Annotated in this window: 11 protein-coding genes and 2 pseudogenes; 9 read left to right on the forward strand and 4 right to left on the reverse strand. The window is 37.2% G+C overall.

What is annotated here, in order from left to right; genetic code table 11:
- Positions 1–216: 216 nt before the first annotated feature.
- The 4 genes from C1724_RS23465 to C1724_RS23480 all read left to right on the forward strand — a co-directional run bounded on the left by C1724_RS23465 (position 217) and on the right by C1724_RS23480 (position 5,022).
- Positions 217–1,413: an MFS transporter gene (locus C1724_RS23465; RefSeq protein ID WP_102349184.1), complete on the forward strand. Its 1,197-nt coding sequence runs from the start codon at positions 217–219 to the stop codon at positions 1,411–1,413.
- A 1,074-nt stretch (positions 1,414–2,487) separates the two neighbouring features.
- Positions 2,488–3,468: an ABC transporter ATP-binding protein gene (locus tag C1724_RS23470; protein ID WP_102349185.1), complete on the forward strand. Its 981-nt coding sequence runs from the start codon at positions 2,488–2,490 to the stop codon at positions 3,466–3,468.
- Positions 3,458–4,231, forward strand: a complete 774-nt coding sequence (locus C1724_RS23475) for an ABC transporter permease (protein WP_102349186.1) — start codon at positions 3,458–3,460, stop codon at positions 4,229–4,231. Before C1724_RS23470 ends, C1724_RS23475 begins: the two co-directional genes overlap by 11 nt.
- 2 nt (positions 4,232–4,233) lie before the next feature.
- Entirely contained in the window at positions 4,234–5,022 is a 789-nt protein-coding gene (locus tag C1724_RS23480; protein WP_102349188.1) for an ABC transporter permease, read from the forward strand.
- Between the two features lie 35 nt (positions 5,023–5,057).
- Here C1724_RS23480 and C1724_RS23485 read toward each other — a convergent pair whose 3' ends face one another.
- Both C1724_RS23485 and C1724_RS23490 read right to left on the reverse strand, forming a co-directional pair.
- Positions 5,058–5,363, reverse strand: a complete 306-nt coding sequence (locus C1724_RS23485; protein ID WP_102349190.1) for a monooxygenase — start codon at positions 5,361–5,363, stop codon at positions 5,058–5,060.
- Positions 5,364–5,453: 90 nt separating this feature from the next.
- Positions 5,454–6,242 (reverse strand): annotated as a pseudogene (locus C1724_RS23490) (DsbA family protein); the annotation flags it as partial.
- A 188-nt stretch (positions 6,243–6,430) separates the two neighbouring features.
- Between C1724_RS23490 and C1724_RS23495 the strand changes: the two are divergent.
- Positions 6,431–7,000: a TetR/AcrR family transcriptional regulator gene (locus C1724_RS23495; RefSeq protein WP_102349194.1), complete on the forward strand. Its 570-nt coding sequence runs from the start codon at positions 6,431–6,433 to the stop codon at positions 6,998–7,000.
- Between the two features lie 215 nt (positions 7,001–7,215).
- Here C1724_RS23495 and C1724_RS25925 read toward each other — a convergent pair whose 3' ends face one another.
- On the reverse strand, positions 7,216–8,073 hold the full coding sequence (locus C1724_RS25925) for a cell wall hydrolase (RefSeq protein WP_219723293.1): 858 nt from the start codon (positions 8,071–8,073) through the stop codon (positions 7,216–7,218).
- Positions 8,074–8,462: 389 nt separating this feature from the next.
- Here C1724_RS25925 and C1724_RS23505 point away from each other — a divergent pair, with 389 nt between their 5' ends.
- The 4 genes and pseudogenes from C1724_RS23505 to C1724_RS26300 all read left to right on the forward strand — a co-directional run.
- Complete coding sequence (locus tag C1724_RS23505; RefSeq protein WP_102349196.1) at positions 8,463–9,767, forward strand: DnaD domain protein; 1,305 nt, start codon at positions 8,463–8,465, stop codon at positions 9,765–9,767.
- A gap of 509 nt (positions 9,768–10,276) precedes the next feature.
- On the forward strand, positions 10,277–10,648 hold the full coding sequence (locus C1724_RS23515; RefSeq protein WP_180994429.1) for a replicative helicase loader/inhibitor: 372 nt from the start codon (positions 10,277–10,279) through the stop codon (positions 10,646–10,648).
- Complete coding sequence (locus C1724_RS26295; protein WP_308410518.1) at positions 10,635–11,123, forward strand: DnaB-like helicase N-terminal domain-containing protein; 489 nt, start codon at positions 10,635–10,637, stop codon at positions 11,121–11,123. The genes C1724_RS23515 and C1724_RS26295 overlap by 14 nt, the downstream gene beginning before the upstream one ends.
- Before the next feature lie 12 nt (positions 11,124–11,135).
- Positions 11,136–11,924, forward strand: a pseudogene (locus C1724_RS26300) (DnaB helicase C-terminal domain-containing protein); the annotation flags it as partial.
- 253 nt (positions 11,925–12,177) lie between these two features.
- Here C1724_RS26300 and C1724_RS23525 read toward each other — a convergent pair.
- Positions 12,178–13,356 (reverse strand): DUF4317 domain-containing protein, encoded by a 1,179-nt coding sequence (locus C1724_RS23525; RefSeq protein ID WP_102349202.1) that lies wholly within the window; start codon positions 13,354–13,356, stop codon positions 12,178–12,180.
- Positions 13,357–14,213 lie beyond the last annotated feature (857 nt).

Here is a 14,213-nt window from a genome sequence, read left to right on the forward strand (position 1 = left end):
CTTAAAAATGCAAAAAGGCAACCAATTGGTTTATAGCCATTATTTTTCTTAGAAAAATGACAGGAAGGACCGATGCTCACTACTTACAATTTATAGCATGGTATGATAATATTTAATAATCTGAAATATAATAAACCATGTGGTTTAATTTTAAAAATGGTCTCGAAGGAGCTCATTTTTTTGTGGACACACATGGTTGGCAAAAGGAGTGACGAGATGGAACATAAAACAATAGAGCGATTATGGACAAAATCCTTTATTTTGTTAGTTTTAGGGAATTTATTTTTGTTTATGTCGTTTCAAATGCTCATTCCTACAATACCACCGTATATCAAATCGATTGGGGCATCAGGTTTAGAAATCGGATTAGTAACCACCTTATTCTCAATTGGCGCGGTGATCAGTCGACCGCTAATTGGTTATTTACTAGAATACAAGTCTCGAAAACCGTTGGTGTTAATTGGTGCCATAACACTTTTTGGAATTACAATTTTATATGCTATATCTCAAATTATTTTCTTATTATTAGCGTTAAGGTTGCTGCACGGTCTTGCTTGGGGATGGTCCACAACAGTTAACGGAACGGCTGCTGTTGATATTGTTCCGAATAAGAGACTTGGTGAGGGAATGGGGTATTTCGGATTATCTGTAACGATTGGCATGATTATTGCTCCGAGCTTAGGTATTTTTTTATTTAAAGTGACTTCATTTCATAATCTCATTTATATATCCTCAATTTTAGGTTTTATCGCAGTGATCTTATTATCGATCGTTCACTACCAGACACCGGATGCAATCAAAAATGTAAGGAAAGACGAATTAAAGTTTTCTTATTTGGGTTCGATGATTGAAAAAACAAGCTGGTATCCTGCATTAATTACAATGATTAGTACATTCGCCTACGGAACAATAGTTACGTTTATTGTAATATTCGGTGAGGAGCGAGGCATTGATAAAATTTATTTATTTTATTTATGTAACGCAATTGTAGCTACGTTATGTAGACCTTTTGCTGGCCGTTGGTTTGATCGTAAAGGTCCAAAAGTGTTAGTCATTTTTTGTACCATTGCAACATTTGTTGGCATGTGGGTTCTATCCTTTGCTCATTCTAACTTGATGATTGGAGCTGCCGGTGTGTTATTCGGAGTTGGTTTCGGGACGTTACTACCAACTTTGCAATCTTGGACACTGTCACTTACGCCAGCTAATCGCCGTGGTGTAGCAAATGGTATGTATTTTTCTTGTATTGATTTTGGGATTGGTTTAAGTGGTCTCATTTTTGGAATACTGGCTGAATACCTTGAAACAGGAATGCTATTTCAAATTTCAAGTCTATTCTTGATCTTTGCACTCGTAATGACTGTTTCGTCTGGAAAAAGCAAAAAGGAGCAGCTCAGAGAAGAAATTGTTTAACCTAGTTACATAAAAGAACACATACAACCCGTTAATATTTTTAACGGGTCTGTTTATGATTGTTGATGTTATCAGTAATTTGATTAAAGGTAGGATGAGGTATTTGGGATGTTGTTGTTGGATGTTCTGAGCGTGCAGCATAAGCGATGGTTGTTTGAAACTAGGGCTGCGGTTTGGATAAGGGGAGAATCCATTTCGAATGTGGCGGAGATTGAAATAGCTTGGGATTTTGTAAGGTGAGCTAGGAATAAGCGGATCCGAGGTCGAAAATTGTGCTAATTTGGACAGACGGACCAGGAGTAGAGCGAAACGAGTCAGAAACCGGTTCTGATTCTGACAGTTGGGCTATGAGTTGGGCGAACCGAGTCAGAATCGGGTTCTGGTTCTGACAGAAAAGCAGGTAGCAGAGCGAACCGAGTCAGAATCGGGTTCTGGTTCTGACAGAAAAGCAGGTAGCAGAGCGAACCGAGTCAGAACCCGGGTCTGGTTCTGACAGAAAAGCTGTGAGTAGAGCGAACCAAGTCAGAACCCGGGTCTGATTCTGACAGAAAAGCTGTGAGTAGAGCGAATCGAGTCAGAACCCGGGTCTGATTCTGACAGAAAAGCTGTGAGTAGAGCGAACCGAGTCAGAACCCGGGTCTGGTTCTGACAGAAAAGCTGTGAGTAGAGCGAACCGAGTCAGAACCCAGGTCTGATTCTGACAGAAAAGCTGTGAGTAGAGCGAACCGAGTCAGAATCGGGATCTAATTCTGACAGAAAAGCAGGTAGCAGAGCGAACCGAGTCAGAACCCGGGTCTGGTTCTGACAGAAAAGCTGTGAGTAGAGCGAATCGAGTCAGAATCGGGTTCTGGTTCTGACAGAAAAGCCAGGGGTTAGGCTAACCGAGTCAGAACCCGGGTCTGATTCTGACAGAAAAGCTGGTAGTAGAGCTAAATGAGTCCGAACTCGAACTTGGTTCTACCGAATCGAGTCCCAATCCGCATTTAAGCAAACAGTTTATATATTTTTGTTGTACTCTTGAAAATTTTCAACTACACTTTTAGATTATAAAACTAATTTTACAGTGGAGGAAACATGTCCATTCAAGTTCAAGATTTAAATAAGTCTTTTCGTATCCATGTTCGCCAGGAAGGATGGGCGGAAGCGGTACGTAGTTTGTTCAAACGTGAATATCAAACGGTTCATGCGGTGAAAGATGTATCCTTTACGATTAATACTGGTGAAATAGTGGGGTTTTTAGGACCAAATGGTGCAGGAAAAACTACCACAATTAAGATGTTAGCAGGATTGTTACATCCGTCATCAGGGAAAATTGATGTGAGTGGCTTTAAACCACAAGAGCAGAAGAATGAGTTCAAAAAAATTATGAGTCTGGTCATGGGACAAAAAAGTCAGTTGATTTGGGATATACCACCAATGGAAACGTTTCTTGTTAATAAAAGCGTATATGAAATTGAAGATAAAATGTTTCGTGAGACCTTAGACGAATTGGTTGAATTATTAGAATTGGGGCCTTTGCTTGGAAAACCGGTTCGTTCCTTAAGTCTAGGGCAACGGATGAAATGCGAATTAGCGGCTTCTTTATTACACCGACCATCCATTCTTTTTTTAGATGAACCTACAATTGGATTGGATGTAAATACACAAGAAAAAGTGCGCCAATTTATAGCCAAATATAATCGTGAACATAAAACAACGATTTTATTAACTTCGCATTATATGGGGGATGTCACAGCACTTTGTGATCGAGTTTTGATCATCAATCACGGTAAACTTCTTTATGACGGAGAGCTACGGGTTTTAACAGAAAGACTAACTCCATATAAACTATTAGAGGTTCGCCTTCCCTCCGTTTCTCATGTTTCGTGGGATTCATTTGGAGAAGTGGTATCATACGAGGATGGGAAATTGATACTTCGGGTTGCAAGGGACCGTGTACCAATTGTCTCATCTGAGTTGTTGGCTAACTTTGAAATTTCAGATCTAAATATTCAAGATCCACCGATGGAAGAAGTGATCACGTTAGCTTTCCAGGAGGAATACCATGCTAACTAAATATGTAGCGATTTTAAGGATGAAATATGTAGAGATGTTTGCATATCAGCTCTCGACGATGGTCTGGATGTTTGGCACGATGGTCCAACCTTTAATTACAATGATGGTCTGGATAAGTATTTATCCAGATCAGGGGCAATCCTTCATTTTGTATTTTATGGCCTTGATTATGGTTGAGCGTCTTACCAGTGCTTGGGATGTATGGGAGATGGATCGTCAAATTCGTGAAGGTACCTTTTCTTATCAAATTGTTCGCCCTTTTCATCCGATTCATTGGGCAATCGCTGAAAATATAGTCTATAAAGGATTGTTTTTAGTTGTACTTTTACCATGCTGGCTTGTCCTTTCTTTCTTTATGCCTGCACTTCAATTGCAATTATCGGTCGACCAATGGCTGCTTTTTCTAGCAGCGCTATTACTTGGGGCAATTATCCGTTTTACATTTAGTTTTATGTTTGGTATTTTAGGTTTTTGGATGACCAAAGTGACCGCGCTTTATGCGATGTTTGAAATGATTTCATTATTTCTATCAGGTAGGATCGCTCCGTTTTCGCTCTTACCGCCAGTTGTCCAACAAATTAGTAGTTTCTCACCTTATCGATATATGATCGGATTTCCTTTAGAAATTCTAACAGGGGACTATGATCGCCAGCTACTGCAGGCTGGATTTATTGGATCTTTCATTTGGGCTGTAGTTCTTATTGGAGCAATAAGTTGGTTATGGAAGGCTGGATTAAAGAAAAATCAAGCGGTGGGTGGCTAAGAATGAGACGATATTGGTGTATTTTTAAAGAATTTTTTCGAACTTGTTTGGTAGAGGAGCTTGAATATCGCAGCGAATTTATTGGTAATCTCCTTTCGAGTCTATTCGGCATTTTAGTTTCACTTTTGATGGTGCAAATATTCTTTTATCAAACAGACGAATTGGGTGGTTGGGCATATGCAGATGTCTTAATTCTGCTTGGTATTTACAATACCTTGCAAGGGTTGATTGATTTCGCTCTTCGCCCTAATATGCCAAGACTTCTTTTACATATTAGGATGGGGACTTTGGATTATGTTCTAACAAAACCGGTTGATAGTATGTTTTTCGTGAGTCTACGCCATCTCGTTTTCTGGCGGTTTATTGATGTCATGTTAGGGATTGGCTTAGTAATTTATGGTTTGGTGCAAAAGCATTACCTACCATCTATGCTTGATGTGGGATTCTTTTTCATTAGCATTATGGCTGCCTTAGTAATCATTTATTCGTTATGGATGTTGTTAATGACCACCGCCTTTTGGGTTATTCGGATGGATGATTTGTCTTTCTTATTCAACTCCTTTTTCGAAACGACTAGGTTCCCGATCACTATGTATAAAGGGTGGTTGCGTATGACATTAACGTATATTTTACCTGCAGCGTTTATTACATTTACTCCTGCAAGTTCGTTAATTGGGAAGTGGGATGGTCCATCAACCATTGCGTCGGTCATTGTAGCTATTGTTTTCTTTTGGTTGGCTCGCAGGTTCTGGAAGTTTGCACTATCAAATTATACGAGTGCGAGCAGTTAAAAACGTAGCCCAATTGGCTACGTTTTTTGATAAAATTATTTGATTGGTCCGTTATTAATTAGAGTTAACGGTTCATTGACTTTAAAGATTTTTGCACGGATGTCTTGAATACCAAAGCTTTTTAAACGTTCAGTATGCATAGCTGAATAGTTTTCAGCATTTTCTTTTGTTTCAAATAGATAAATGCCGCCGGCTTCATTAGCATTCTTATTTTCTGTCCAAATTTTCCAAATTAGTCCTAATTCTTCATTTATACTGTTTGCCAAGTCACTAAAAGCATTAGCCATTTCTTCTCCAAAAGGTCCATCCATTTTAAAATCAACTTGTAATACATAACTCATTTCCCTGTTCCTCCTACTGTTTTTATATTTTGGCAGTTTTTGTAATTATTGTTGCTATTTAATTCAATGTGTAGTGGTTGATTTTCCCTTTTATTTTTTTACAAAATACTTTTCACCAAGCAGTTCTTTTTCTTCGTATATGTCTGGAGTTAATTGTTTTTCAATAAAAGCTTGAAGTTCAGCTTTCTCCACATCATACATCACTTCTATTTCTTTTGCGAAAAGTAATTTTTCTGTTGCAAGCAAGCTAGAAAGAGCTGGTTGTAGTTTGGCCGTTAGTTCATCTTCATTTAAAATTTGAGATAAGCCTGAAACATAGGATTCCAGCGGACGGCTGCCGACCACTTTTATTCCTTTATTTTCTTGATTCACGATAACAATGGTTGGAAATCCTCTTACGCCAAGGTTTCTTGTTAGGGCGAAGTCTTCATTTAATAATTGCTGTCCGGTTTGGCCTTCTGCTTCTTTTACAATGAATTTTCCATCAAGTCCCATTTTATTGACGATGTCAATCATAACGGACTTCTCTTCAATATTTTGATTAAAAGCAAATAGGGCTTCTCTTGCACGACGTAGAAATTGTGCTGCTGTTTCATCATTATGGAGTTTTTGAATGACTTTATAAACACGCGATGGCGGATAGGATGATTGGACTGGGTTGTCAATCATCACACTTCCGTCAATTGGCATACGCGAATGTTCCCCAACTTCTCGCCAGTGACGGGCCACGTCTCTTGGACCTGAGATTCCGTTTGCAGGATCAACAGGTACGTCGCTCCATTTTTCTAGCAACCCTCCCATGACTGTATGGAAGTTGAAATAATGGCCGTATTGTTCTTTAAAACGGCGTAGCGTTGGTTCAAGTGCCCAGCAATGAGTTGGTTTATCATTTGATTTTCCTCGCTTTCTTAAAAATGTAATTGCAATAGCCTATAAATCAAGCTTTCTATTTGTTTACAATTTTAGTTTAGTTCATAATGAAACCAAACCATACCATTAATACGGAGGATGTGTTGTTTATCCAACACATTTTGAAAATTGTTGAATAAGGAGGAGGGGCTATAATTATGAGTGAAACAAAAACGGATCCTCGAATTCTGCGTACTCGTAAATTAATTATGGATGCTTTCATTGAACTTTCGAGTAAAAAGGAGTTCAAGGATATCACTGTTAAGGATATTACAAGCGAGGCCATGATTAATCGCGCGACGTTCTATTATCATTTTCAAGATATTTATGACCTGTTAGAGAAGGTATTATCGGAGGTATTACTCATTAATTTGGAGGGTGCCTCTTATAAAGAAAGTGAATTAAATGATGAAAGCTTGGTTAGCATCTTTATAGCGATAACCGATTTTCAAGGCTCGTTATCGAACCGCTGCTTTCGCGGATACGAGGATACTATTGCCCGTATCATTAGAGATCAGCTGGAATTAATTTTCTACAATATGTTAACCAAGCAGCATTTAAAGGGTGATGGACACGCACTAAAGGTTACGGCAGTCATGTTAAGCTGGGGACTTTACGGCGCTTCAGTTGAATGGAGAAGAACGAGCCAGTCGATGACCCCGAAGGAATTTATTAAAATAGCTATACCTTATATTAGGTATGGAATAGATGGTCTTTCTACTAAATAAACTATAGAGTAAAAGAAATAAGTTTTACTCATAACGTATAGCTTAAAAAAAGCTTGGCAGCATCTTTTACGATCAGCCAAGCTTTTTATATTTGTGCTAGTATTGGATGGATTTTTTTGTCCTTAAAACTAAAAAATTAACAATAATTTACATTTTTTACAACATGCAATTATCCTACGTTTATACAAACAACCAATACGCCTTCATTTTCAAGCTTATTTTGCAAAAACATGATTACCAATTGTAGTTACAACAGTTTGTTGTCTAACCCATTGATTGCTCGTTTTAGCAGGATTGTAAAATACTATGGACCCGCTGGTTGGATCTTTACCGTCAAGTGCGGCATTTACAGCTTTGATTGTTTCAGAACTCGGCTTTATATTGTATATTCTTTGATCCAGAACAGGAGAGTATTGATAATACTCTTTCCCATTATATGTATCTACCTGGAAAATCACACCTTTTAGTGTATTCGGCCAATCAGGACTTTTCACCCTATTAAGAACAGACGCTGCAACAGCCACCTTACCTTGATAGCTTTCTCCGCCCGCTTCTGCCTCCGTTAATAAATACAGCCAATTGATGTCTTCCTTACTGTAAAGACTTTTAGAATCTGTTTGAACATCAGGAATACCATCTGTATCAATACTTACTATAGAGGTATTCTTTTGATAAGAAACTCCCATACCTAATTTCTCTACAGTATATCGAAGAGGTATATATGTTCCGTCTAGCTTATTCGTTGTGGTTGTAGGAAGAACATCTTTTGACAGCTCTGAATTTGAGCTTGATGAATAGTAGGCCAAATTTGTGCCAGACGGTAGAGATAATTGAGTATCCTTGTTGTTTAAAAGAACCGCTTGATTCTCTGTATCCCACTCAACCTTAATATCCATATTTCTGAAAAATACAGCAGGCACAAGTAACTTTCCATCTTGATTGATATATGGTGTAGATATAATTTCGTTATTAACTTTGACCGTAAAGTTTGATTCGGCACTCGTTTGACTTACACCGGCAGTCAAAGTAGAAACGGTCACAAGCGTTGATAAAAGTACTTTTCGTAGTTTCAATGCTCTTTTTCCTCCATTTTCAAGTTTATTAAAAGCATAGTTTAATTAAATGTCAGTACAGGATCAAATTCAACTGTTAAATGTTTCCTAGTGTAGATGAATGCTCATATCTACCCATCTCAATAAATTAAATACTAGATTTCTAATAACTCAGTGAAAAGAATTAGAGCCTATTCTACTAGTAATATTTATTACATGCTTGGAAATTCGCTTATTTACGTAACTCATGTACTTATAAATAATGCATTGGACCTATCGCGGGTGGATGTTGTGACAACTTTTCGAACAATGAAAAGCCATCTCCCTTTTTTCCATTAGCTTACTATTTATATTTTGAATAGGTTTCATTGTAAAACAATAACAATTTTTGGAGATTGGAGTGGATCGAAGTGGTAAATTGTTGCCAAGATAATGAAACTATTATTATTAACGGATTATTAAACGAAGTAGAGGTTTTTGACTCGTGTTATGAGAAGATTGTTTATTTTGTACTAAAAGGTTATGAAATGAGTAGTAATACTGAATTCTTTCCGAGCATAAAAAGAATTGCAACAGTGTGTTTATTATCCGAAAGTACGGTAAGGCGTTCATTGCATAAATTAAGTCAAAAAGGTTTGGTCAAAATCATGCAGCGAAATAGTGTAGAAAAAGGTTTTGAAACGATTACATATATTCTCTCGGATTATAATGAAGTGAAAAAGAGCCAACAATTAAGTTATGAAAAGTCTACAGAAATGAAATCTGACAATCAGAGATTAGCAAACTGTGATGATGCTGGGGGATTTTTTAACAGGGAAAGTAGAAAGTCTATGTGCAAGGGGGCATCTGTCAGCGAGGAAACAGAAAAGTCTAGTAGGAAGAGTGCACCGGTCAGCGAGGAAACAGAAATGTCTAACGGCAATAGGGCATCTGTCAGTGAGGAAATAGAAATGTCTAGTAGGAATAGGACATCTGTCAGTGAGGAAATAGAAATGTCTAGTAGGAAGAGGGCACCTGTTAGTGAGGAAATAGAAAAGTCTAGTAGGAAGAGTGCACCTGTCAGCGAGGAAACAGAAATGACTAACGGCAATAGGGCATCTGTCAGTGAGGAAATAGAAGAGTCTAATAGGAAGAGGGCATCTGTCCGTCAGCTAGCTACGCTAACTGATCGTCATAATCATTCTTTCCTAGAGACAAATCAGGTACTATCAGACAGCCAAACTGAACCACCTATATTAAATAAATTTAATAATAAAGATATTAAAAACAAAAATATAAAAGATATACGTTATAAAGAATTTAACTATAAAAATAATGAAGATTTAACTATAAAGCTTAAAGGAGATCCTAGTATTCAATCAATCACTTTATACGAACGACATTATGGTCCAATAGCCCCATATACGATTAAAGAAATCAAAGAATGGATTACCGCTCTTTCAAAAGAGTTGGTTAATCATGCTATTGAAATGACCATTCAACGAAAAATTAAAAATTGGAATTATACAAAAGCAATTCTTAAAAACTGGTATTCTTTCGACATAAAAACGATGGATGATTTAGTAGCATATGAAAAAAGTAAACAACAGCAAAAAACTTACCAAAAAGTTAAAGATCCACTTGATGCATTGGAAGAATATAAACGTCGATGTGAATTAGAAGAAAGCAAGATGGAAGAGACTATTGACACGGCGAATAGCTACGATTATTACTAGGGAAGCTGTTAGTTATTAATCTGTGGCCACAATACGGTGTAACCATTATTTAATTGAATTCATACCTTTATCTTTGTGACAACTTTATGAACATTGAAAAGCTACCTCCCTTTTTGCAATCTTAGCTCTATTTATATAGTGAAGGGCGGTTGATAACTAGCCTAACTTACAAATGAATATTAAGGGAGGATTTTTGGGGAATTGTTGCAACAAAAGAGAACTATTTTTTCATGAACTGGTAGGTGATGTGGAGGTTTTCGATTATTCGAATGAGAAACTATTATATCTCGCATTAAAAGAATATGAGAGGAGCATCGAACAAGCATCTCCTAGTGTAAAAGTAATGCAAGGATATGCTTGCTATTTGGAATTACAGTGCCAAAACACTTCAAAAATTAAGGTCAAAAAAGTGTAATTAAGTTAGAGAAACAACAGTTTGAAACGATATTGTTAGTTTGATGTGAACATTCGGAATCTACAAAATACTGATGAGGAGAGATCATGAAGCCATGAACAAAGATCAATGCTATGACATTATTGAAACGATCGCTGGTGCATATCCTATGTTTGATATATCAAGTAGGATTGGCCAAAAACGAATAAACGTATGGATTCAACACCTTTCGAAGATGCCATATGAGCGTGTTATGAAAAAATTAGAGATGCACATTTCTGATTATAGATTTCCACCTGTGATTGCCGATATAGCAGTTGAAATGCCGAAGGAAAATACTTTTTTAATTCAGCTAAAGCAATGGGAAGAACAAGTGCGGGAGGAAAGAGAACGTGGGATGATAAAACCGGTTGACGAGTATCTTCCTAAGAATACAAAAGATGAGTACAAATACTTATTCGAGGGTGAGGCCGATGGGATCAACTAAATGGGTCAATCACGAAGCCGAGCAAGCGGTGCTAGGGGCCATTTTATTAGATGGCGGTCTAATACAAGAATGCATATTACAATCTAACCATTTTCCAGCAGGCATTCACCAAATGATATTCAAGGCTATGCGTGAGGTTGATGAGAAAAATCTAGCCATTGATGTAGTAACCGTTTCATCAGCTTTAGGTGATGTCATTCGTCAAGTAGGGGGAGTCACATATTTAAGTGCTTTAGCAGACTCTGTACCATCAACAGCTAATTTTAATGTTTATCAACAGCTTATCTTGGAAGCATATAAACTACGTGAAACACGTAATCTTGCCACGCAATTGGCAATGAATCCGGAACACATTACTGACTATTATCAACGCATTTCAGAAATTCAAGAAGTAATCTCTATTCAATCACGGACAATGAAACATATACTGGTGGAAATTTACCAAGATATGGAAACTGATATTGAGGGGATTTAAGGAGTTGACACAGGAATAGATGAATTTAATGACTATACCGGTGGATTGCAATCAGGTGATCTTATTATTATTGCAGCCAGACCATCTGTTGGAAAAACAGCTTTTGCCTTAAATCTAGCAAAGAGCCATTGTCAAAGCGGTGGATGTACTAGTTTTTTTAGTCTGGAGATGAATGATAAACAATTGTTGCAAAGAATGCTATCTGCGCAGTCAAATGTTAATGCTGCGAAGTGGAAAAATCCTAAGGCTTTTTTTACAGAAGAAGATTATCAGAAAGTTTCAAGAGGTATGGGGTATCTTGATAAATGGAATTTGTATATTGAGGATCAATCAGAACAGTCTGTTTTATCGATTCGTTCTGCTATCAGAAAAAATATGCGCCAGCATCCAAATTTAAAACACCTCGTTATTATAGATTATTTGCAGCTGATTCGATTAGAAGGAAAGGTTGATCGCCATGATTTAGCAATTGGACAAATAACAAAAGCTTTAAAAGCGATGGCACGTGAATTTAAGATTCCAATAGTTCTATTATCACAGCTTTCAAGAGGTGTAGAACAACGTAAGGATAAGCGCCCCATCATGTCGGATATTAGGGACTCCGGATGTGTAGAGCAGGATGCCGATATAGTCTGTTTTCTGTATCGGGATGATTATTATGAAAGAGAAACTGGGAATCGGAACGTTGTTGAAGCTATTATTGCCAAGCATCGGAATGGCCCAGTAGGTACTGTTAAGATGGGTTTTATAAAAGAGTATGGAAAGTTTATTAATCTTGAAAGGAAGACTGTCCATGTGTAAAAAGGATGTGATTGAACTACTAAAGGAGCATTATTTTCATACTGGAAGGGTAATGGATCTGAATTAATTTCAACAATCTTTCAATGAGGTAGCTACATATGAAGAACTTGTGCAATGTTTGATTTTGTTTGACGAATATTTAGATTTATGCCGGAAAGTAGTAAATATGAAGGAGTTGTGAACTGGCTGATCTTTATGAATGTGCACGGAGACAGGTAAATCAATTATCTGTCTCCATTCCATTTAATTCTATTTAGTCTTCTGCTTTATTTGCGAACGCCTCTGGGATCATCGTAAATCCTTCAATAACAGTATCTTCCTCCACTTCAATCATGAGGTATCGTTTTCCTTGAAAATGGACTTGTCTTACGTATTTTAAGTCTTGTGGACTGACAGCTATGTTCGCTAATTTCGTCTGGATTTTAATCGATTTTGTATTATATTTAGGCATGATGCTACTTGCTTTTAATTCATACTTTTCATCATCAATAACCTTTTGAAAAGCTGTGGCTACTTTTTCTTCATTTACTTCCTCAATTCCACTTGCTTTTAGAACGCGTTCGACGTCTTTGTAATCTAATTTAGGGACATCTGACTCTTCATATTCTTCCATTACACGGTGGATTTCTTCATATACATTAGCGAGTGTAGCTGTGTTTAATTTATCACCGGTTACGTCTTTGACAATTTCTTCAAAAACGGCTTTGTCGTCTTTGGCCGTCATTGTCTCTTCAGCATTTAATACTTCCTCGATGAAATCAAGATCAGGCTCATACGCTTTTCCTGAGGAATAGAGAATATGGTTAACATCAGCCGCGTTTTCACTAAAACAAGGAAATAAAAAACCTCCGACAGGCGCTTGTAGATTGATGACTGGATTAACGACAACATTGTACTTGAATTCCCTCTCGATATAATCAAAAAGCAGTTCTTTTTTTGGCTCCTGCGTTTTATTAATGCTGCAAAGAATAAAGGAGTGGGAATAAACAGTATCACGTACGTTTTCCTCTGTTTCATCACTTTTTTGTTTTGTAGGTTTAAAATATTCCCCTTTTATGAAAGTTACAACAAGATCCATTTCATATTGTTTGTCCTGTAGCATTTTTCCGACGATCTGCAGCATCTTTTCTCTAAAGTCTTCATTACTTCCTAATAAGCCTTGATGGAGGATAAGCTGACTGCTATTTTCTACGTCACGCTGAAACTTTAACTCAAATAACTTTTCATCTAATTGACCGGTTAATACTTTTTTGAAATTAGTCATAAACAGTTCTTGCTGGTCTTGATCTAACATTTCAAATGGTCTGCTTTCGTAATGATAAATTTCGCTTGATTCCTTCATTATGTATATGGTGAAAATCTCCCGTATTTTCATTAAATCGTTTTCTAATTTAAACTGTTTCCGAATATTTGCGATGTCTTTTTTATTCACGTATAGTTCCACTCCTAAGGCATTTATCTATGTTATTTACCCGCCAGCGAATAATGTCTTGGGTACGCTGCCGCAATCTTTAAAACATCTTTTTATTTTAACATTGTTTGTGTGTCAGTCGTAATGTAAAACCTATATAAATTAATTTTGTTCTGCTAGGGCACTAAGATGGAAGTGCTAGCTATTGCTTTTTGGTTAATAGCGAACTCAATGTCCGGAAAACTGGTGCCAGGAGCAGTTATTGTGCAAATAAGGGCTTCAATGTCCGCCAATTAAATGTAACCGGACATCTGTGCCGTTATTTGCGTTTCACAGAGGTATTTTTGAGTTTCACGGACATGTATGTCGCTATTACATCTAGTAGGAGCTACATGGTATTGATGTTTGGTAAATAGCGAACTCAATGTCCGGAAAACTGGTTCCATGTGCTCTTTTTGTGCAAATAAGGGTTTCTATGTCCGCCAATTAAATGTAACTGGAATAACCGGACATCTGTGCCGTTATTTGCGTTTCACAGAGGTTTTATTGAGTTTCACGGACATAAATGTCGCTATTACATCAAGTAGGAGCTACATGGTATTGATTTTTGGTTAATAGCGAACTCAATGTCCGGAAAACTGGTTCCATGTGCTCTTTTTGTGCAAATAAGGGTTTCTATGTCCGCCAATTAAATGTAATCGGGGTATCCGGACATCTGTCCGTTTCACATAGGAACTTTTGAGTTCCACAGATAACTACACTTTGTCATAAAAACAACTCAAACCATATTTTGAAACTTTAATGGAATTTAGTGAGTAAAAGCATAAAAGAATAACAACATCAAAGCGTTAATGGGCGTCATTGCTAGAAAATTCTAT

Source organism: Bacillus sp. Marseille-P3661 (assembly GCF_900240995.1).
Lineage (GTDB): Bacteria > Bacillota > Bacilli > Bacillales > Bacillaceae_J > OESV01.

Excerpts from the sequence above, each read along its gene's own strand:
- C1724_RS23465 (WP_102349184.1), top strand. The coding sequence starts at position 217 with ATGGAACATAAAACAATAGAGCGATTATGGACAAAATCCTTTATTTTG.
- C1724_RS23470 (WP_102349185.1), top strand. The coding sequence starts at position 2,488 with ATGTCCATTCAAGTTCAAGATTTAAATAAGTCTTTTCGTATCCATGTT.
- C1724_RS23475 (WP_102349186.1), top strand. The coding sequence starts at position 3,458 with ATGCTAACTAAATATGTAGCGATTTTAAGGATGAAATATGTAGAGATG.
- C1724_RS23480 (WP_102349188.1), top strand. The coding sequence starts at position 4,234 with ATGAGACGATATTGGTGTATTTTTAAAGAATTTTTTCGAACTTGTTTG.
- C1724_RS23485 (WP_102349190.1), bottom strand. The coding sequence starts at position 5,363 with ATGAGTTATGTATTACAAGTTGATTTTAAAATGGATGGACCTTTTGGA.
- C1724_RS23495 (WP_102349194.1), top strand. The coding sequence starts at position 6,431 with ATGAGTGAAACAAAAACGGATCCTCGAATTCTGCGTACTCGTAAATTA.
- C1724_RS23515 (WP_180994429.1), top strand. The coding sequence starts at position 10,277 with ATGAACAAAGATCAATGCTATGACATTATTGAAACGATCGCTGGTGCA.
- C1724_RS26295 (WP_308410518.1), top strand. The coding sequence starts at position 10,635 with ATGGGATCAACTAAATGGGTCAATCACGAAGCCGAGCAAGCGGTGCTA.